The 19,354-nt window shown below is 56.2% G+C and carries 20 protein-coding genes; 11 read left to right on the forward strand and 9 right to left on the reverse strand.

Features of this window, described 5'->3' with window-relative positions; genetic code table 11:
* Positions 1 to 7: 7 nt before the first annotated feature.
* From ACR0KN_RS11060 to ACR0KN_RS11070, 3 genes are read left to right on the forward strand one after another with little or no spacing between them, the layout of a single operon-like run.
* Positions 8 to 832, forward strand: a complete 825-nt coding sequence (locus tag ACR0KN_RS11060; protein ID WP_170472371.1) for a sulfite exporter TauE/SafE family protein — start codon at positions 8 to 10, stop codon at positions 830 to 832.
* Positions 826 to 1,611 (forward strand): hypothetical protein, encoded by a 786-nt coding sequence (locus ACR0KN_RS11065; protein ID WP_480653487.1) that lies wholly within the window; start codon positions 826 to 828, stop codon positions 1,609 to 1,611. Before ACR0KN_RS11060 ends, ACR0KN_RS11065 begins: the two co-directional genes overlap by 7 nt.
* 36 nt (positions 1,612 to 1,647) lie before the next feature.
* Positions 1,648 to 2,376, forward strand: coding sequence for a SpoIIAA family protein (locus ACR0KN_RS11070; RefSeq protein ID WP_010442016.1), 729 nt, complete (start codon positions 1,648 to 1,650; stop codon positions 2,374 to 2,376).
* Between the two features lie 499 nt (positions 2,377 to 2,875).
* On the opposite strand, the gene ACR0KN_RS11075 is transcribed toward ACR0KN_RS11070, so the two are convergent.
* The 3 genes from ACR0KN_RS11075 to ccmI are packed head-to-tail and all read right to left on the reverse strand — an operon-like array spanning position 2,876 to position 4,817.
* A complete protein-coding gene (locus ACR0KN_RS11075; protein WP_010442017.1) occupies positions 2,876 to 3,109 on the reverse strand; it encodes a DUF1289 domain-containing protein in 234 nt (77 codons plus the stop codon).
* A gap of 17 nt (positions 3,110 to 3,126) precedes the next feature.
* A complete protein-coding gene (ruvX, locus tag ACR0KN_RS11080; RefSeq protein WP_170540741.1) occupies positions 3,127 to 3,591 on the reverse strand; it encodes a Holliday junction resolvase RuvX in 465 nt (154 codons plus the stop codon).
* Positions 3,588 to 4,817 (reverse strand): c-type cytochrome biogenesis protein CcmI, encoded by a 1,230-nt coding sequence (gene ccmI / locus ACR0KN_RS11085; RefSeq protein WP_480653490.1) that lies wholly within the window; start codon positions 4,815 to 4,817, stop codon positions 3,588 to 3,590. The genes ruvX and ccmI overlap by 4 nt, the downstream gene beginning before the upstream one ends.
* Before the next feature lie 177 nt (positions 4,818 to 4,994).
* On the opposite strand from ccmI, the gene ACR0KN_RS11090 reads away from it, so the two are divergent.
* The 4 genes from ACR0KN_RS11090 (at position 4,995) to ACR0KN_RS11105 (ending at position 10,286) form a co-directional block, all read left to right on the forward strand.
* Positions 4,995 to 6,239, forward strand: coding sequence for a sarcosine oxidase subunit beta family protein (locus ACR0KN_RS11090; RefSeq protein WP_010442020.1), 1,245 nt, complete (start codon positions 4,995 to 4,997; stop codon positions 6,237 to 6,239).
* Between the two features lie 76 nt (positions 6,240 to 6,315).
* Positions 6,316 to 6,645 (forward strand): sarcosine oxidase subunit delta, encoded by a 330-nt coding sequence (locus ACR0KN_RS11095; RefSeq protein WP_480653492.1) that lies wholly within the window; start codon positions 6,316 to 6,318, stop codon positions 6,643 to 6,645.
* A 67-nt stretch (positions 6,646 to 6,712) separates the two neighbouring features.
* Positions 6,713 to 9,727, forward strand: a complete 3,015-nt coding sequence (locus ACR0KN_RS11100; RefSeq protein WP_480653494.1) for a sarcosine oxidase subunit alpha family protein — start codon at positions 6,713 to 6,715, stop codon at positions 9,725 to 9,727.
* The gene (locus ACR0KN_RS11105; protein ID WP_480653495.1) at positions 9,720 to 10,286 is read left to right on the forward strand and encodes a sarcosine oxidase subunit gamma; all 567 of its coding nucleotides are present in this window, start codon (positions 9,720 to 9,722) and stop codon (positions 10,284 to 10,286) included. The genes ACR0KN_RS11100 and ACR0KN_RS11105 overlap by 8 nt, the downstream gene beginning before the upstream one ends.
* A 110-nt stretch (positions 10,287 to 10,396) precedes the next feature.
* Here the strand turns inward: ACR0KN_RS11105 and ACR0KN_RS11110 are convergent, their stop codons facing one another.
* Positions 10,397 to 11,164, reverse strand: coding sequence for an FkbM family methyltransferase (locus tag ACR0KN_RS11110; protein WP_480653497.1), 768 nt, complete (start codon positions 11,162 to 11,164; stop codon positions 10,397 to 10,399).
* Between the two features lie 101 nt (positions 11,165 to 11,265).
* Between ACR0KN_RS11110 and ACR0KN_RS11115 the strand changes: the two genes are divergently transcribed.
* Complete coding sequence (locus tag ACR0KN_RS11115) at positions 11,266 to 11,865, forward strand: superoxide dismutase (RefSeq protein ID WP_170375882.1); 600 nt, start codon at positions 11,266 to 11,268, stop codon at positions 11,863 to 11,865.
* 152 nt (positions 11,866 to 12,017) lie between these two features.
* On the opposite strand, the gene ACR0KN_RS11120 is transcribed toward ACR0KN_RS11115, so the two are convergent.
* The 5 genes from ACR0KN_RS11120 to ACR0KN_RS11140 all read right to left on the reverse strand — a co-directional run bounded on the left by ACR0KN_RS11120 (position 12,018) and on the right by ACR0KN_RS11140 (position 17,065).
* On the reverse strand, positions 12,018 to 12,587 hold the full coding sequence (locus ACR0KN_RS11120; protein WP_480653499.1) for a hypothetical protein: 570 nt from the start codon (positions 12,585 to 12,587) through the stop codon (positions 12,018 to 12,020).
* Positions 12,588 to 12,838: 251 nt separating this feature from the next.
* Positions 12,839 to 13,840, reverse strand: a complete 1,002-nt coding sequence (gene cydB / locus ACR0KN_RS11125; RefSeq protein WP_170773109.1) for a cytochrome d ubiquinol oxidase subunit II — start codon at positions 13,838 to 13,840, stop codon at positions 12,839 to 12,841.
* Positions 13,840 to 15,222, reverse strand: coding sequence for a cytochrome ubiquinol oxidase subunit I (locus ACR0KN_RS11130; protein WP_480653501.1), 1,383 nt, complete (start codon positions 15,220 to 15,222; stop codon positions 13,840 to 13,842). Before ACR0KN_RS11130 ends, cydB begins: the two co-directional genes overlap by 1 nt.
* 399 nt (positions 15,223 to 15,621) lie before the next feature.
* Positions 15,622 to 15,915, reverse strand: a complete 294-nt coding sequence (locus ACR0KN_RS11135) for a hypothetical protein (RefSeq protein ID WP_480653503.1) — start codon at positions 15,913 to 15,915, stop codon at positions 15,622 to 15,624.
* A gap of 142 nt (positions 15,916 to 16,057) precedes the next feature.
* Complete coding sequence (locus ACR0KN_RS11140) at positions 16,058 to 17,065, reverse strand: helix-turn-helix domain-containing protein (protein WP_480653505.1); 1,008 nt, start codon at positions 17,063 to 17,065, stop codon at positions 16,058 to 16,060.
* A gap of 137 nt (positions 17,066 to 17,202) precedes the next feature.
* On the opposite strand from ACR0KN_RS11140, the gene ACR0KN_RS11145 reads away from it, so the two are divergent.
* The 3 genes from ACR0KN_RS11145 (at position 17,203) to ACR0KN_RS11155 (ending at position 19,057) form a co-directional block, all read left to right on the forward strand.
* A complete protein-coding gene (locus ACR0KN_RS11145; RefSeq protein WP_480653507.1) occupies positions 17,203 to 17,400 on the forward strand; it encodes a hypothetical protein in 198 nt (65 codons plus the stop codon).
* Positions 17,401 to 17,462: 62 nt separating this feature from the next.
* Complete coding sequence (locus tag ACR0KN_RS11150) at positions 17,463 to 17,843, forward strand: hypothetical protein (protein ID WP_480653509.1); 381 nt, start codon at positions 17,463 to 17,465, stop codon at positions 17,841 to 17,843.
* Complete coding sequence (locus ACR0KN_RS11155) at positions 17,840 to 19,057, forward strand: HlyD family secretion protein (protein WP_480653511.1); 1,218 nt, start codon at positions 17,840 to 17,842, stop codon at positions 19,055 to 19,057. The genes ACR0KN_RS11150 and ACR0KN_RS11155 overlap by 4 nt, the downstream gene beginning before the upstream one ends.
* The last annotated feature ends 297 nt before the right edge of the window (positions 19,058 to 19,354 follow it).

Genomic DNA, 19,354 nt, shown 5'->3' on the forward strand with positions numbered 1-19,354 from the left:
AGGGATGATGCCGGATACGATGTTGCTGGCCCAGATGCTGGGGCTTTTGCTTGTCATTGGCGCCTTCGCAGGGGTTTTGGCCGGGTTGTTGGGCGTTGGGGGCGGTATCGTGCTTGTGCCTGCTTTCTTCTATGCGTTTCAAACACTTGGATATGGCGGCCCACAGTTGATGCAATTGTGTCTGGCAACTTCGCTGGCGACGATAATAGTGACCTCTGTCCGTTCGGTGCTGAGCCACAACAAAAAAGGTGCGGTTGACTGGGATATTTTGCGCAGTTGGGGGCCGGGCATTGCGGCTGGTGCGGTTATCGGCGTTCTGGTGGCTTCGGCGCTGAGAACAGAGTTGTTGCAGGCGCTATTCGGTATTCTTGGCATGGTCATCGGAGCCTATCTGGGATTGGGTAAATCCGAATGGAGGCTGGGGGACGCGATGCCCAAAGGTTTGCGCCGTGCCGCCTTGTCCCCCTCGGTCGGATTTCTATCGGTTTTAATGGGGATCGGCGGGGGCAGCTTTGGTGTCCCACTCATGAGCCTATACAACACTCCGATCCATCGCGCAGTTGCGACCGCCGCTGGATTTGGCGTGATCATCGCAGTGCCATCGGTGCTGGGCTTTCTGTTTCTTAACATCGCACCTGAGCATCGCCCGCCTCTGACGATTGGAGCGGTCAATCTTGTGGCTTTCAGTATCGTTGTGGCCATGACCATGATCACTGCGCCATGGGGCGTAAAGCTTGCTCATGCAATGGACCCGAAACCGCTTAGACGCGTATTCGCGGTGTTCCTTACGCTCGTGGCGTTGAATATGCTGCGCAAGGCACTGGGATGGTAGACGCCTTTTACAACCGCGGTTGGGTCAGGTTTTCTCATGATGCAGCACTCGCCCAGTGGGTGGCGCAGGTTCTGCCTGCGGCCCGCAAGGCGATCGACGATCCGCTACATTCTATCTGGCATGATTGCGAGGGGACTTGGTTCATCGGTGTGGACGCGCTGGAAAACGACGCGCAGGGCAGGGTGGAAGAGTCGCCTGCGTTGTCCGGCACGGCAATAGAATTTGCGTATCGACAATTCGGGGTGATCGACCTGCATAAGGCGCAGGTATCGGTCATTTATCCTGGGTATCCTCAGCCCCGCCGGGGAGAAAGTGAAGCCGCCGCACGATATCGCGCCAATCGCGATGCTGCGCATGTGGATGGATTGAAGCCATCGGGACCAGACCGGCGACGGCACGTGGATGAACCGCATGCTTGGATATTGGGCATTCCGCTGACAGAAGCGTCTTGTGATGCCTCACCCATGGTGGTTTGGGATGGTAGCCATAAAATACTTGGCGCAGCGTTCCGCAACGCGCTGAAAGATGTCTCTTCGGGCGAATTGGCCAACACTGATATCACGGATACCTATCAGGCTGCCCGATTGGAGGTGTTTCAAAACTGTCGGCGGATTGAACTGCCTGCACGGCCGGGTGAGGCCTATCTGTTGCATCGTCACTGTCTGCATGGTGTTGCCCCATGGGGCGCTGATGCGAATGCCGGGCCTGATGGACGGATGATCGCCTATTTCCGTCCCGAGTTGCCGGGCGGTGTGGCACAATGGCTGGAAACTCCGTAACCTCCTGCCATTATTTGGCTTTGGAGGATGATTTAGATGATTACAGTTCATACAAACTCTGATGGTGCACTGATCGAAGTGGAGCTTTCAGGCGAGGTGACAAGCGCGGATTACGCCGCCACATTGGTGCCCGCAATCGAGGCGGCGCTTGAGGATCACGATTCGGTTCGCCTGCTGGCGATCGCAACGCCCGAGTTCAAAGGATACGACCTCGGCGCAGCATGGTCTGATACCAAGCTGGGGCTCAGTCATTGGCGTGGTTTTGATCGGATCGGGGTTGTCGCCGATCAAGGCTGGGTTCAGACAAGTATCCGATTGGCCGCCCCCATACTTCCGTGCCCTGTGCAGGTTTTTGGGATGGATGAAGTGGAAGAGGCGCGCCGCTGGATGCGTGAGTCTCTCGGGGCGATCCATGTGACCGATCTAGGTGGGCCGTGTGTTCAGATTAGTCTGATGGGCAAGCTTGATTCTGAAGAATACGGTCAGGCGCAATCCGACCTGGATGCAATGTTACGTGAACGCGACGGATTTCGTCTCCTGATTGATCTGCGCGAATTTGATGGCTGGCAAGGGCTTACTGCGATGGCGGCGCATTTTCGGTTGGCCGCTGGTCATATCGGTATGTTGGACCGTGCAGCGATTGTTGGCGATAAGAGCTGGCAAAAGATGGCGCAACGCATGGCCAGTCACGTATTGGGGACCCGGACACAGTATTTTCCTGCAGAAGAGTTCGAAAATGCGAAAACCTGGCTTGCGGCAGGGTAAGCTTGCTCAAGTAATAGCTATTGGAAACAATGCCTTGACCGGCGCCAAATTGATCTTTTCCAAGGTGACGTTACGGAATGCAGGCTATCGAGTACGTTTTTATTGACTGGCTGGTCAAAAAATTAAAGTGTGCGTTTTATCTTTCCCACGTTGCGAGGGAAGGGTGAAAACTGTTTCGCGCCGCTGTGGGCGGCCACTCACTCGACCTTCGGTCTCCGGGCTCTTCTACCCCCTCAGAGTTCGGGTCTGAACCACAGCGGCGCGGCTATTTTTTTGATCTGGCCCTAAGATGAAACTCCGCTCAGTTTTGAACCGAGTTTTGATTTGTGAAAGGTCGGATCGACCTCGAGTCAGCAGAGTCCCAGATGAAGCGCGCAAAAACTTGAAACAGGCGGCAAATCGGGCTGAATTGGTCGAATTGTTCGGCGCAGAATTACGAGACCGAAATGTGCTCCAAGAATTACCACCAACTCAGAAAGCTAAATTCTGACATATAGCTTTATGAATTGCCCAAACGTGCGGCACGCCCGCCACGACGCCTGGCCAGACGCGGTTTGCGTTCGGGAAGGTCTTGCATAATCTCGGCCCGTTCGCTGCTATTCATTTTGGACCAGCGCGAGATCTCGTCAATTGTACGATAGCAACCAGTGCAGATACGCTCGGTCGGGTGAACGACGCAGATCTGGATGCAAGGGCTTTCGACCTCGTCCCGTTTCCAAACCATATTCGTCATTGGCGATATCCGATCCGTCAAAGAAAGCGCAGTCTGTCCAGCGCCCCTTGCAGGATATAGCCGGCGGCGACGTGATCGATAACCTGTCCGCGACGTTTTCGTGTCGTATCCGCCTCCAACAGTGCTTTTTCTGCCGCAACCGTGCTAAGCCGTTCGTCCCAGAACCCGATGGGCAGCTCGGTTAAACGTGCCAGATTACGGGCAAATGCACGCGTGGACTGACATCTTGGTCCCTCGCTGCCGTCCATGTTGCGGGGCAGCCCCAAGACAATACCCCCGATCTCACGGTCAGTGACAATTTCGATCAGACGCGCGGAATCTAGCGTGAATTTCTTGCGACGAACAGTTTCAAGCGGAGTCGCAACGCCACGCATTCGGTCGGACACCGCAACCCCAATGGTTTTCTCGCCCAGATCCAGACCCATGAGGGCTGACATCGGTGAAAGGGCAGCGGCGAATTCCTCGAAGGCGTCGTGGATCATTGTGCGATACCAGCCTGAACTGATGCAGCGTCGATCATTTGCAACGCCTGATCGTTGCCCGCGAAAACTGCAACAGCCTCGTCACGAATTTTTATCGCCTGCGCCGCTTCGCCCAATACGCCTAAGGCTGCGATCAGTCGCGCCCATTCCTCGGGCGATCCACCTTCGCTGGCCAGCCGTTCAGAAAGCCGATCCACCATTCCTCGTATCATGTCCTGACGTTCTTCGGGCGATAGCTCGGCGGCAGCGTCCATATCTTCCTGGCTGGGACCTGGTGCCGCTGGCGTTGCAGACAGATCCGGCGCGTTGAATACCCCTGCGCGAAACGCCAAATCGTCGATCTGGGCACGAATGGCGTCTGCCCAAGGCGCACCTGCAGGTGCGTCGCGCAATGTGTCCACCCAAACCCGATAGGCCATATCTGGTCGTCCGGTCTGCGCCAGCATTTGTCCCCAATAATATCGCGCAAGACCCAATCTTGGATTTCGCTCGAGCGCGTATCGCAATGCCTCCTCGGCTTCGGGAGAGACATAACCACCAGCGGCCAGAATCATCATCTCGGCCTGATCGGAGTAAGCTTGTGCCGGTGCGTTTTCACCCGACAGCTCGATTACACGCGTCTGCGCCTCATAACCTGCTTTAAAGTTTCCGGCATTGGTCTCATGCTGCGCTAACAGAGTTTGCCCTTGCAGATCATCCGGTCGTACGGCCACTGTTTCGCGCAATCGATTCAGAAGCTTTTCGTAACTTTCGTCCAGTGGCGGTGCTTGCACCGGCGTTGCCAATTCCTCGGCTTCTGCCTGGCCAGGCCGGTTCTCGCGCAGTTCTTCTGCCATTTCCAACCGCGCCGAAAGTGGCATATCTGGAAATCCGGCCGCACCCAGTTGGCGATACATTGCCAGCGCTCCACCAATCAGTATGGCCGCCATGACGACGAAGGCCACGACGGTGACTGTTGGTGATGGTCCTGTACTTTCAGCCTCGCCGCGCATCTGCGCATCAGTCGCCAAGATTCGGCGAGCGATTTCCGTGCGCACGCGTTCGGCATCGGCTTTTGCGATAACCCCGCGCGCCAAGTCTCGATCAACGCTTGTCAGCTGCTCGCGATAGACGCGCAGGTCATAGGCGGCGGTAGGGCCCGAGTCGCGACGACCGCGAAGCATAGTGTAACCCAGAAAAACGGCGATGAGCAGTGCAATCAGGAAGATGAGAACCCAAAACGACATGGTCCCTCCAAAATGGTTGCCCTGACTTAGACCTGTCCGCGCATGGAAAAAAGGGACAAATGGCCGCTGGGGGCGGTCATGTCGCAATAGTGCATTATTGCGACGTTGTGCGGCAGGGCTAATATGTCAATGCACGGCATATCTGCGCCAATCATCGAAGACCGAACGGATTCGCTCATGAAACACTACTCAGCCTTTGCTGTGGCGCGCGAAGCGCTGCGCTACCATACCGGGTGGGAACGCGCCTGGCGTTCTCCTGAACCGAAAAAGCGCTATGACGCTATCATCGTCGGTGCAGGTGGGCATGGTCTGGCAACTGCTTACTATCTCGGGAAGAACTACGGCATTCAGAATGTTGCGGTGATCGAGAAGGGCTGGCTGGGCGGTGGCAACACGGGTCGGAACACGACCATTATCCGTTCGAACTATCTGCAGGATCCTTCGGCGGCGATCTACGAAAAGGCGCGCGGCTTGTACGAGGATCTTAGCCAGGAGTTGAACTACAACATCATGTTCAGCCCGCGCGGCGTGATCATGCTGGCGCAGACTCAGCACGAGATTCGCGGCTATCAGCGCACCGCGCATGCGAATGCGCTGCAGGGTGTCCAGACCGAGTGGATTGGACCCGAGCGCGTGAAAGAGCTGGTGCCGATCATCAATCTGGAAGGCCCGCGCTATCCGGTTCTGGGCGGGCTCTGGCAGGAGCGTGGCGGCACCGCGCGCCATGATGCCGTGGCGTGGGGCTATGCACGTGCATGTTCCGCAATGGGTATGGACATCATCCAGCAGTGCGAAGTTACCGGCGTGCGCCAGGAAAATGGCCGCGTTGTCGGTGTCGACACCACCAAGGGTGCCATTGATTGCGACAAACTGGGCATCGTAGTTGCGGGCCATTCTGGCCAGTTGGCCGAGATGGCGGGATTCCGTCTGCCGCTCGAGGCCGTTGCCCTGCAAGCGCTGGTGTCCGAGCCAATCAAACCCTGCATGGATGTGGTCGTCATGGCCAACACGGTGCATGGCTATATGTCTCAGTCCGACAAGGGCGAGATGGTGATCGGTGGCGGCACAGACGCCTACAACAACTTCACCCAACGCGGTTCGTTCCACCACATTGAGGAAACCGTCCGTGCGCTGGTCGAGACCTTTCCGATGATCTCTCGCCTCAAGATGCTGCGCCAGTGGGGCGGTATCGTGGACATGACTGGCGATCGGTCTCCAATCCTGTCGAAGACGCCGTTGCAGGGCTGCTTTATTAACGGTGGCTGGGGCACCGGAGGCTTCAAGGCGATCCCGGGATCCGGCTGGGGCATGGCACAGCTGATGGCGACAGGCCACTCATCGCTGACTGAAGCCTTCTCGCTCGACCGCTTCAAAGAAGGCCGCTTCATCGACGAAAGCGTCGCCGCCGGGGTGGCGCACTAGGGGTACAGCCCAAACGCGCCACTGATTAGAATTCTGGTCGGCCAAGTTGTCGACCAACCGCCAAAAGGATGAACATATGCTGATCCTAAATTGCCCCTATTGCGGCGTCGACGCCGAAGAAACTGAATTGGCTGCAGGTGGCGAGGCGCATCTGAAGCGCTTTGGCCCTGGTTCGTCTGATGACGAATTCCATGACTACCTGTTCATGCGTGAAAACCCCAAGGGTGTTCATTTCGAACGCTGGCGCCACGCCAACGGTTGCGGCAAGTGGTTCCACGCCGCCCGTTGCACCCAATCGCTCGAAGTGTTCGGGACCTATTCCGCCCAGACCACCGAGCCGCCAAAAGAAATCAAAGACACCATCACCGCAAAACGTCCTGGATGGACGTGGAGAGAGTTCTCCTGATGCTTCATCTTTTCAAAAATACTCCCGCCGGAGGCTTTGACGCCTCCACCCGCGAAAGGTCCGCACAATGAGCACCCGTCTCGCAAAACAAGGCCGGCTGATCGACCGGTCGAAACCGGTCAACTTTTCCTTCAATGGCACCTCAATGCAGGGTTATGAAGGCGATACGCTTGCGTCGGCTCTGCTGGCCAATGACCAGATGATGATGGGCCGGTCTTTCAAGTATCACCGTCCGCGCGGCGTCGTTGCCAGCGGCGCGGAAGAGCCTAACGCTCTGGTCGGGTTGGGGCAGGGCGGCCGCTTCGAACCGAACCAGCGCGCGACCACGACCGAACTGTTCAATGGTCTGACCTCGGTGTCGCAGAACCACTGGCCGAACCTTGAGTTCGACATTGGTGCAATCAACACGCATCTGTCGCGGTTCTTGCCGGCCGGTTTCTATTACAAGATGTTCATCCACCCGAAGCCGTTCTGGAAACATGTGTATGAACCTTTCATCCGTCAGTCGGCGGGACTGGGCAAAGCTCCGGATAAGGAAACCAAGGACGCGGACACCTACGAACACTTCTATGCTTTCACCGATGTTCTGGTGATTGGTGGTGGTATCGCAGGTCTGCAAGCGGCCAAAACGGCTGCGCAGTCGGGTGCCAAGGTGTTGCTGATCGAGCAGACAGCCCATTGGGGTGGTCGCGCCTCTGTTGATGGTGGAACTGTCGGCGGTGAGCCTGTGGATAAGTTCGTGGAACAATTGGTTTCCGAACTCGAAACAATGGACAATGTCACCATGCGCAACCGCTGCATGGGGGCAGGAGTCTATGACCATGGCTATGTGTTGGGATACGAACGCCTGACCGACCACAAGCCCGGCACCCAGGGGCCACGTCACCGTCTTTGGCGGATCCGCGCCAAACAGGTGGTTACGGCGTCCGGTGCAATCGAACGACCGCTTTCCTTCGCTGGGAATGACGTACCAGGTGTAATGCTGGCCGCAGCAATGCGCGACTATGTGGTCAACTGGGGTGTGACACCGGGTGAGCGTGTCATCGTTGCGACGAACAATGACGATGCTTATCGCACGGCGATCATTCTGAAACAGGCGGGTGTGGATGTTCTGCGTGTGGTCGATGCGCGCGATACCGCAGGTCCATTGGCAGAAGAGGCGCGACAGCTGGGCATCCGTGTTGATCCGGGCAAGGCGATTGCAAAGGTCAAAGGCGGAAAACGCGTCAAGAAGGTCGAGCTGTGTAATCAGAACGGCATCGGTGGCGCCCGCGAAGAGGTTGAGTGTGATGCGGTTGCGATGTCGGGCGGCTGGTCTCCGGTTGTTCACATGTGGTCGCATTGTGGTGGCAAGCTGATCTGGGATGAGGCCCAGGCCCATTTCCGTCCCGACCCGGCGCGTCCGCCTCTGGGTGCCGATGGCGATGGGTTCGTCGTTGCAGCTGGGGCGTCGAACGGACCACTGGCATTGGCCGAGGTGCTGACTGATGCACATGCGGCAGGTAAAGCAGCCGCGAAAGCAGCGGGCTTCAAACCCAAAAACACCAAGGCTCCTGTTGGTGAAACCACCGAAGAAGCTGCGATGGAAGCCGTCTGGCTCATGCCTGCCAACGCAGAAATTCAGCTGCGCATGAAGTCATGGCTGGACTTTCAGAATGACGTCAAAGTCTCTGATGTGCAGCTCGCAGCCCGCGAAGGCTATGAGAGTGTTGAACACACCAAGCGGTATACCACTCTGGGTATGGCGACGGATCAGGGTAAGCTGAGTAACATCAATGGCTTGGCGATCTTGGCTGATGCGCTTGAGTCCGAGATCCCGAAAGTGGGAACCACTACTTTCCGCCCGCCATATACGCCCATTTCGATGGGTGCGATTGGTGGCGAAGCCCGCGGTGACGTGTTCCAACCGATCCGGCAGACGCCGATGCACAATTGGCACGACAAAAATGGCGCTGATTGGGAACCAGTCGGTCATTGGCGTCGGACGTATGCTTATGTGCGTCCCGGTGAGTCCGTGCATGACGCGGTGAATCGTGAGGTGAAGAACACCCGCGAAAATCTCGGTCTGCTGGATGCCTCGACGCTGGGCAAGCTGATCGTCAAAGGCCCCGACGCAGGCAAGTTCCTGGACATGATGTACACCAACATGATGTCCACTCTGAAGGTCGGCAAATGCCGCTATGGCCTGATGTGCTCGGAGAACGGCTTCCTGATCGACGACGGCGTGGTCGCTCGTATCGACGAGGACACATGGCTCTGCCACACCACCACAGGTGGAGCAGAGCGTATCCATGGTCACATGGAAGAGTGGCTTCAGACCGAGTGGTGGGACTGGAAAGTCTATGTCGCCAACGTGACCGAGCAATATGCTCAGGTTGCCGTTGTCGGTCCGAACGCTCGCAAGGTGCTGCAAAAGCTGGGTGGCATGGATCTATCGAAAGAGGTGCTGCCATTCATGGAATGGCGCGATGGCAAGATCGGAGAGTTCGACGCGCGGGCCTACCGCATCTCGTTCTCTGGCGAGCTGTCCTATGAGATCGCGGTTCCCGCCTCTCAAGGGCAGGCGTTCTGGGATGCTCTGATGGACGCAGGCAAGGAATTCGGCGTGATGCCTTACGGCACCGAATGTCTGCACATCCTGCGGGCCGAGAAGGGCTTTATCATGATCGGCGACGAGACTGACGGCACCGTGATCCCGCAGGATCTGGGGCTGCACTGGGCGCTGTCGAAGAAGAAAGAGGACTATCTCGGAAAACGTGCCCATTCGCGCAGCCATATGGCCGATCCAGAACGCTGGAAATTAGTCGGTCTTGAGACTGTGGATGGATCGGTTCTGCCGGACGGCGCCTATGCGGTGGGCGAAGGCGTCAATGCCAACGGTCAGCGTAATATGATCGGGCGTGTAACTTCGACCTATTATTCGGCCAATCTGGGTAAAGGCATTGCTATGGGCCTGATCAAGCATGGACCGGATCGGATGGGCGAAGTGGTCGAGTTCCCGGGCACCGATGGCAAAACCTACAAAGCCAAGATCGTGGACCCGATCTTCTATGACAAGGACGGGGAGAAGCAGAATGTCTGAACCCATCAGCGCACTGAACCACGCCTCTTATGATGGCATCGCCAAGGTTGAGGAATGCGGTCTGCAGGGCATGATCACACTACGCGGTGATTTGTCCGATAAGGTGCTGGCTAAGGCTGTAAAGGATGCCACCGGGCAGAAAGTGCCTGGCCAACGTGAAGCACTTGTCGACGGCGACACCGGTGTTTGTTGGATGTCCACCGACGAGTTGCTGGTGTTGGTGCCTTATGCTGAGGTCGAGGCCAAACTCGCCGCGATGACCAACGCGCTGAGCGCCACGCACGCGCTGGCGGTCAACGTTTCAGATGCCCGGGCAGTGTTCCGGGTGTCGGGCTCCAATGCGCGTGAGGTTCTTGGCAAACTGGCCCCGGTCGAGCTGTCGGCTGAAGCATTCCAACCCGGCCAGATCCGCCGATCGCGTTTGGCGCAGGTGGCCGGTGCCTTCTGGATGGACGACGCCGAGACCTTCCGCATTGTCTGTTTCCGCTCGGCGGCGGACTATGTTTTCAAACTGTTCAAGGTTGCAGCGCAGCCGGGCAGTGAGGTTGGGGTTTATTAATCCCTGATCGCTTGATGATATATGGGTGAGGGGGCTTTGCCCCCTCGGCCTGCGGCCTCACCCCCAGGATACCTTGGGCCAGATGAAGTGCGGACCACCTTTTCTCAGCGTCAGGAGTTCGCGCTGAACAGGAAGGTCGGGAACTGGGTGAGTGCCCGTTGGCTGGTGAGGGCTGATTTGCCGGTTTCGCCAGTAAGTGGGTCGTGGCAATGGGGATAGAAGGCCAGGTCTTCTGATAGTTTGTTCATAGCTGCGCCACGATTATCTGCGCTAAGATAAGGTGCATGCGTTGAGAGCAACAGCGATGGGCTTTCTTTTTCCAGCCAGGGAAGCAGAGAGGGCAGAACCGAAAATTCGGCGCCTTCAATATCCATTTTGACCAAAGAAACATTAGTCAGGTCTACGGATTCAGAAAATTGATCCCAACCGACAGTGAGTGCGTCAGTGCCATGGCTTCCGTCGTGGAGCAATGACGAGGTGGAATCACCTGCCTCTCCGTGCGCTGATGCCATTCGGGTCACCCCAAACCCATCAGACAAGGCGATGCTGAAAGCTGATACGTTGCGGATGTCGTTCAACTCTAGATTCCAGGCCAAGTGGCGGTAAGCCACTGGGTCAGGCTCAAAACACCATACATGGCGAGCGCGCCGCGCCGCATAGAGGACCGTGGGGCCGATCCACGCACCAATATCGAGATAATCCTGCGCGGGCGACAGATATTGGTCCAGCACTGAAAATGTCTCAGGCTCCCACTCCCCGGCTGATGCCTTCCGCCAGAATTTCGAGTGGTAGGGGTCCAGACGAAAGCGCTCACCGTTCAGGTTGCCCGCATAGTATCCGCGGGCGCGATAAAACATTTTGCGCGCCTGTGTCAGCATCGCGGACCTCCGGGTTTTTGTGTCGCGGGCCTTGACCTGCGGCGGCTGTCAAAGCATTTAACCTTTGGAACCGCAACATTCATTTTCAACAGGGGGCCGACATGGCTTTTGAACTTCCTGATCTTCCTTATGCACATGACGCGCTGGCAGCCAAGGGTATGTCGGCGGAAACGCTGGAATATCACCACGACCTGCACCACAAGGCCTATGTCGACAACGGCAACAAGCTGATCGCCGGCACCGAGTGGGACGGCAAGTCGCTGGAAGAGATCATCGTTGGCACCTACGACGCAAACGCCGTCGCGCAGAACGGTATTTTCAACAACATCAGCCAGCTGTGGAATCACAACCAATTCTGGGAGATGATGGGCCCAGGCGGCAACGCCATGCCCGGCGAGCTGGAGAAGGCTCTGACCGAAAGCTTCGGTTCGGTTGACGAATTCAAGTCGCAGTTCAGCGCTGCCGGTGCTGGTCAGTTCGGTTCGGGATGGGCGTGGCTGGTCAAGAATTCCGACGGCTCGCTGGCTGTCACAAAGACCGAGAACGGGGTGAACCCGCTGTGCTTTGGTCAGACCGCACTGCTGGGTTGTGACGTATGGGAACATTCCTACTACATCGACTTCCGCAACAAGCGTCCGGCGTATCTGTCGAACTTCCTCGACAACCTGGTGAACTGGGAAAACGTCGCCTCGCGGATGTGATCGGTTGATCGGAGAGTGACCTTCTTAGAGGCCTGCTTGCGAAAGTGAGTAGGCCTTTTTGTATTTTATTTGATTATTCAGGACTGGCATGAAGTCCGCTATTCTATTTAGTTTCAATGACCGATTAAAGTCCAAAGCGGAAGTTCACTCGCCTAAGGTGAAACGAGTGGTTTTGGACGATTTTGCATTAGCCTGATTCCAAGTAGCAAGGACAAACATCCAAACGCCAATCCCATTGCGAGGGCATTGGCAACGAAGATACCGCCAAACAGGGATATCGCTGTTTTTCCCGCCTGCTCGATAGACGTGTCTACTACGATCGATAACCAGTCTTGCAGGTATAATGCGAACAGGACCGAGAGCCCCACGGGCGAAACGATGAGCGCTGTACCGAGAGAGGCCAATCCTCGCCCGAGGACAGCCCGCAGTGTTGACCCTTTCAAAACTATTGCGGCTGTGAAAGCAAAAACAACAAATGCAGAGAGCAGGACTAGCAACATGTCCACAATTGGAGAGAGATCTTTCGTGACCGTCCCTGCTAGGGCCGAGGTGAAGGGCAATAGAACAAAGGTCGAAAGCCCTGCGGCAAGGTGCCCGGTGAACAATTTTGGCAACTTGCCAGACGAGCGTTTGTTGCTCCGGTTTTTTGGCTTAGGCGGAGTGGGCAGAGCCGGATCAATCTGATCCCATTGCACAGACATTTGTTTTGGATTAGAAAGCATCAAAGCCCCCTTGAATGGTTAAGTTAGAGACGACCCAGCCAGCCGCTTGTTCTTGGGAATTTGGTAGGCCGGAACGGGGTTTCTTTCGGCGCTTGGACTAATATTTGCGTGATCTAGACATGCCGACGCGCGAACATTGGTATCCTTGCCATTTCAAGTGATGAACATCCTGATTACGTAAGCGACAGTGGTTAGGCACAAGACGCTGCCGAACCAGATTGCGCTAAACCAGAAAACTTGCTTTAGCAGTTTCAATGGTAGCTCTCCTCTGGATCGATCTTTCCGCGGAAAACCCAGTACGTGTAGGCGGTGTAGGCCAGGATCACAGGCAGCAGAATGACGGCTCCGATCAGAGCAAAGGCCAAGCTGCTGTCCGGCGCTGCGGCTTCGGCAATCGTTAGGCTTGGGGGTAGCATATAGGGGTAGAAACTGATCCCAATGCCAATGAAGCAAGCGACGAACAATGCAATGGCGCAGAAGAAGGGCTGATAGTCGCGCTGTGTCTTCAGGCCGCGATGAAGCATCCAAGCAATGAGAGCAACAACAGCCGGCACACACACAGAGAAAACGACACCGGGCCAAGAAAACCATCTGATCAGATAGATCGGATCTTGGAGCGGGGTCAAAAGACTGACGAGGCCAATCAACCCGAGCGTCATGAGCATCAGTGGACGTGCATAGGAACGCATCTGGTGCTGTATTCCGCCCGTTGTTTTCATATTGAGCCAGGTCGCGCCCAGCAAGGCGTACCCGATCACCAAGGCCACACCCGTTAGGACAGAGAACGGCGTCAGCCAATCCCACTGTGCACCTGCGTAGAGCCGATCTTCGACCGGGATGCCCTGGACCAGCGCGCCAAGCGTGATGCCTTGGCAGAAGGCAGCCACGGTTGAACCACCGTGAAACGCGACATCCCACAGCCAGCGCCCACGCACCGTTCGCCACCGGTATTCGAAGGCGACACCGCGGAAAACAAGCGCAAGAAGCATGATGATAACGGGCAAATAGATCGCGGGCATCACCACGGAATAAGCCAGCGGAAAAACAGCGAACAAACCTCCGCCGCCCATAACCAGCCAGGTCTCGTTCCCATCCCATACTGGAGTGACCGAGTTCATCATGACATCGCGATCTTTGTCGGTTTTTGCGAATGGAAAGAGGATCCCAATTCCTAGATCGAACCCGTCCAGGATCACATAGGTCAGAACGGCAAAAGCAATTATGCCCGCCCAAATTGTCGAGAGTTCAAGCATTACGCTGCCTCCGCCAAAATAGAGATTTCAAGGGGTTTGTGACGTTGCTGGAAACCTTCGACAGGTGGTTTCCCCATGAGGCGCAGCATGTAGAACGTGCCCGCTCCGAACACAGTGAAATACACTACGATGAAGGCTACCAAAGACGCGGCAACAGTAGGTGCATCCACTTGTGAAAGGGAATCTGACGTCCGCATCAGCCCGTATACCGTGTACGGCTGGCGCCCCACTTCGGTGGTAATCCAACCGGCCAGTACCGCTACAAACCCACTGGGCGCCAATAGAACGGATGTCCGGTGCAACCAGCGATCTTCGTTGAGGCGACCCCGTACCCGTTGAACAAGCGACCACAGGCCGACGACCAGCATGGCAAAGCCGATAGCGAGCATGATGCGGAAGCTGTAGAACACGATCGCGACAGGGGGTTCCTCGTCGTCGGGGATAGTGTCCAGCCCATCAAGCGGGGCGTTAAGGTCATGTTTGAGGATCAGCGATGATAGTTTCGGGATTTCGATGGCATAGTCCACGCGCTTTTCATCTTCGTTTGGAATGCCAAACAGGATAAGCGGTGCACCTTCGGGATGGCTGTCAAAGTGACCTTCCATCGCCATCACTTTCTGCGGCTGATGCTCCAGCGTGTTCAAACCATGAAGGTCGCCGGCAACGATCTGCAGCGGGGTGACCAGAACGGCCATCCACATTGCCATCGAGAACATCCGGGTAACCTCGGCCGTGCGATTACGACGTAGCAAGTGCCAAGCCGCAACCCCTGCCACCACGAAGGCGGTTGTGAGATAGGCAGCAAGGACCATGTGGGTCAGGCGGTAGGGGAAGGATGGGTTGAAGACAATCGACCACCAATCAACGGGGATGAACTGCCCCAGCTCGTTGATGTCGAACCCAGCCGGGGTTTGCATCCAAGAATTGACCGACAAGATCCACGTAGCCGAAATCAGAGTACCAAGAGCGACCATTGCAGTGGCCATCATGTGTAAGCTCGGACCGACGCGTTCGCGACCAAAGAGCATGATGCCGAGGAACCCAGCCTCAAGAAAGAAGGCGGTCATGACCTCGTAGGCCATCAAGGGACCAATCACAGGGCCCGCGGTGTCCGAGAATACGCTCCAGTTTGTGCCGAACTGGTAAGACATCACGATGCCGGACACGACGCCCATGGCAAAGCCTACGGCGAAGATCTTTTTCCAGTAGTTGAAGAGGTTGAGGTAGACGTTGTTCTTGCGCCATAGCCAGAGGCCATTGAGGACGGCCAAGAAGCTCGCCAAGCCGATGGAAAAGGCCGGGAAGATGATGTGAAACGACACAGTAAAGGCAAACTGGATGCGTGCCAGGGTTTCTGCGTCGAAGTTTGCGAATAAGTTCATTGCCGTTTCCTTTGGCATTGGGTTGCAAAGTGCGGCAGTGAACAGAAGTAACTCGGCTGCCAGCTCGTCGATGTCATTCAGATGAGCCGGATTTGGGTTGGTGCCGGTTTCAGTTCGTTTGGGTTCTGGACGGTTGTTTTTGGGTTTTGGACAAAGCGGCGGTTGAGATTGGCGACCGAAGTCCGGACCCGCGGCTTCCGCAAACGTGTGACGTTTGAGGGTTCAAAACAAAGTTGCCACCCGGCTCGTTTTCCGAGCCGAATGGCAACCTATCAGAAACTGTGCGAGTTCTGTGCGGGATGGTCAGTCAAACTGCGTCTGGATGCTAACAGCGCATGCCAACCGGTCGGGTTTGTTCGGCTGTGTTTCTCCTTTTTCTGTTTCGTTGGCGGTCGAGCTTTAGTCGTTCCAGTCTTTGTGTTCTTCCTTGAAGTCGTCGCGGCGCTCCTGGGCTTCGTCCTGCGCGTCTTCGAAGTTGTCCTTCTGGATCGCACCCCCCACGGCGCCAACTGCGGCACCTGCGGCAGCACCACCTACGATGCTTTCGCCTGCGATACCGGCGATGGTGGCGCCGACAACTGCGCCCTTGATCGCTTTGTCGGTGACGTAGTCGGCCTGAGCCGTGGCTGCCATGGTGATTAGAAGTGCGCCGGAGATCGGGGCAATAAAGATTTTCTTCTTCGAGGTCTTCATAGGGTTTTCCTTGTTCTGGGTCAGCAACCACCGCAGCTGCTGTGTGCCATTGAACTAGGTGACCCGATGGCCCGCTTTCTTTTGGAGACGGGACAAGGTTTTGTGGATCTTGGACATCTTCCGTCCCCTGTCACTAAGCCCTTTAGCGGCCAGCTTTACGGAACCTCGCGGGTGTTTCACCTGTCCAGCGCTTGAAAGCCACCGAAAAAGCGGCCTGATCCGCAAATCCAAGCATGAAGGCAACACGGGCAACACCCTCACCACTACGAAGCATCCGCTTGGACAGGTCGCACAACACCCCTTCCAAGAGTACCTTAAAGCTTGTTCCCTCGGCCGACAGGTGCCGGGACATAGTGCGCCGCGTCAGTCCAAGCTCTGCGGCGATATCGTCGCCGTTTGGTATCGGTCCGGGAAGACGCTCCCCGAGCATGTCCACAATGCGGTCGGATAGACTGCGGACTGCATCAGGTTGAGCCTTCAGTTGCTCTTCCCCGTGCATACGTAAATGCCCCAACAATGTGGAGTCTGCCGTAGGTATCCGAAAACTCATGCCGTTTGACGGCAGAGCCAAGGCGTATCCGGACTTGAAGCCTAAGACTTCACATCCTGCCAAATCGGCCAGCAACTGGCAGTGCTCGGCATCGTCCGTTTCCAACTCAATAGAGATCGGGGTAAGCCCACCAGAGGTGATTTGTTGAACACGCTTATAAAGACCGAATATCAGCATCTCACGGTGGCGAGGGTATTGATGCGCCGGGATAACACTGCTCTCCAGAGTGATCTTTGGCTCTTCGGGCGCCCCCACTACGTCAAGACGCAAGTCAGGATCCTGCATTGCATAAAAGCGTTGCGTCAAGGCTAGCGCGTCTTTCACCGTTTCGGCTGCCCGCACGATGTATGCCAGAAGTGTTCCGGGACCTTGCGCCGAAAGGCCAACCCGCGCTGCGAAAGTTTTGTCTTTCAAAACCCGGCACGCAGTTTCAACTGTACCCGCCTCGTGAAGCAACTCGACAGTGGCATCGGGGCTGTTGCCGATATCAATGGGCACCCCAGCCATCTCCAAGACCTCAGGAAACGGAATGCGTGTTCCGGGTTCTTGCGAATAACGCAGCCCAACGTTTTGCAGTCTGTAAGCGCTAATGCGTGGCATTTGTGCGTCCTCCCCTGACTTGCACGCAACTCCCTGCAGTTACTGCAATTGTCCAGAAGCCAATAACAAATGTCCAGAACCCTCAGGATCGCAAGCGCGATGACGGTTAGGTCCGGGTCATCAGAAAGGAAACGACCATGATCTACTTCGCAAGATACTACCGCGTACTGAAGGCAATCCAAAACTCCGTCAAACAAGAGTGGTCCGGGGGAAACATCCAAGGTCTGCACACTTGGGCGCTTGGTGAAAAAACACCGAACGGACGTCGCTGGGACCCTCCCTACACCCTGCCGGAACAACCCTCAGAAACCGCACAACAACCCACCGAGAATTGACGTTCTCCAAACACTGAAAATCTACATGCGCAGCGTGGCTGCGTAACAAAAGGACCTGAAACATGAAACCACCCGCGTTCCTTGTGGCGCCCTTAATTGGCGTCATTTCAACTCCGGCCTTTGCCGCTGGCGGCGATCCCAGATGGTGGGTCGCGCCCAATCAAACCGACACCTATGCTTGGGTAGGCTTGGTCGTTCTCGCCATTGCGATCCTGCTGGTCGTACATCTGTATGCGCGCTTTGAACGTTACACCGAACACAAGTCAATCGGCACTCCGCTGCGCACAACTATTCCGACAATGCTCACTGTCGCCTTGGCGTATGAGCTGATGCCTGCCCTGAGCCACTTCAGCAGTCTACTGCCGGGTGCCTTAATCCTGACCGCAATCGCTCGCGACTTCATGCTGTGGTGGCGTCCATCGAAAGAGGAGTTGGCAAAATGATTGAGCTTCTCGTCACATCTTTTCCGTTTGTCCTGCGCGTGATTTATCTGAAATGGCGCGGGCTACCGGTCACCCTCTACAATGTTCACCGAGCGCTCTTCATGTGGTTCGTCCTGGCCCTGATCGTGTTCTTTGCTGTATTCTACTACTATCCCAAGTCCTACACCGGCCTCGTGCCATTCAGAACTGTTCCGGTCGTTGCCGAGAACGGCGGAACCGTCACAGACATCTATGTAAAGGGCGGCGATCGTGTCGAACCGGGCGATCCGCTGTTTGCAGTCGAGAATGCGTCGGAACAAGCCGCTGTAGATTTTGCGATGCGCAAAGTTGAAGAGATAGAAAGCGCGAAACTGGCAGCAGAGTTGCAGGTCCAGACCGCGCAGGCCGTTGTGGATGCCGCAGTTACCGCTAGAGAACAGGCTGAGTTGGTGCTGATGGACCACGAAGCGCTTCAGGCAAAAGGCTCAGCGGCATTTCAAGTAAGCCAGCTGGAACGCGCGCAGGCGACCTTGAGCACTCGGGAAGCAGAGGTTGAGGCTGCTGAGACGCAACTTGGCGTGGCACAAGTTCAGGCGACTGCTGTTCTGCCCGCCCAGCTTGCATCGGCGCGCGCATCGTTGACGCAGGCTCAGGTGGAGCTGTCAAAGACTCTGACGCTGAGCTCTGTCGATGGTGTAATTGAACAAGTCACCCTGAATGTCGGTTCACGCGCCGCACAAGCCGCAATGAGCCCGGCAATGCTGATTGTACCCGATCGCAAAGACCTAGAGAAAGGACGTATCGTCGCCGGTTTCTCGCAGGTTTCTCGCACTGAATTGTACGAAGGTATGGCCGCAGAGGTGGCGTGCGAAAGCAACTTCAACATCTCGATGCGCAATACCGTTCTTCCTGCAAGGATCGTACGTATTCAGGAGCAGATATCTTCCGGTCAACTAGCGCCTAGCGGTCGCCTGATTGAGCCAAGTGAAAAGGCGAAACGGGGTCAGATCGTTGTGCATCTCGATCTGGTGCACCCAGAACACCGCGAACTTTTGGTGCCAGGTAGCGGTTGCATCGTCCAATCTTACACCACCAATTTTGAAGGTGAAATGGAAGGAACACTTGTCGCACACGGGATCCAAGCAATGGGCATCATCAAGGCGGTTGGTCTGCGGGTCAAAGCTTGGTTCGGTCTGACTTCGGGTATCGGTTTGATCGGTGGTGGACACGCCTGATTTTCCAAAGACCCTCCTATTCAGTAAACAAGGCTCCCGATAAACGTTGGGAGCCGCTTCTACAACTTGCATACAGACCGCACGCCAAAAAAGCGAGTTCTGCTACGGCTTTCTTCTGCACGGCGAACGATCAATAGGTTCGCTCAGGCAGTCTTTTTTAGGAAAAAGACGACCACATACAGTAGTCCGGAATGTCCGCTTTGTCCGGCGGTCTCAATGGATCGACGCAACACTTCACTTTGAGAGCAAAGATGGAGTGTTGGAATGGCTTATCGACGTCGGATCTATTTTACGGAG

It is taken from the genome of Ruegeria sp. AP7 (assembly GCF_056539905.1).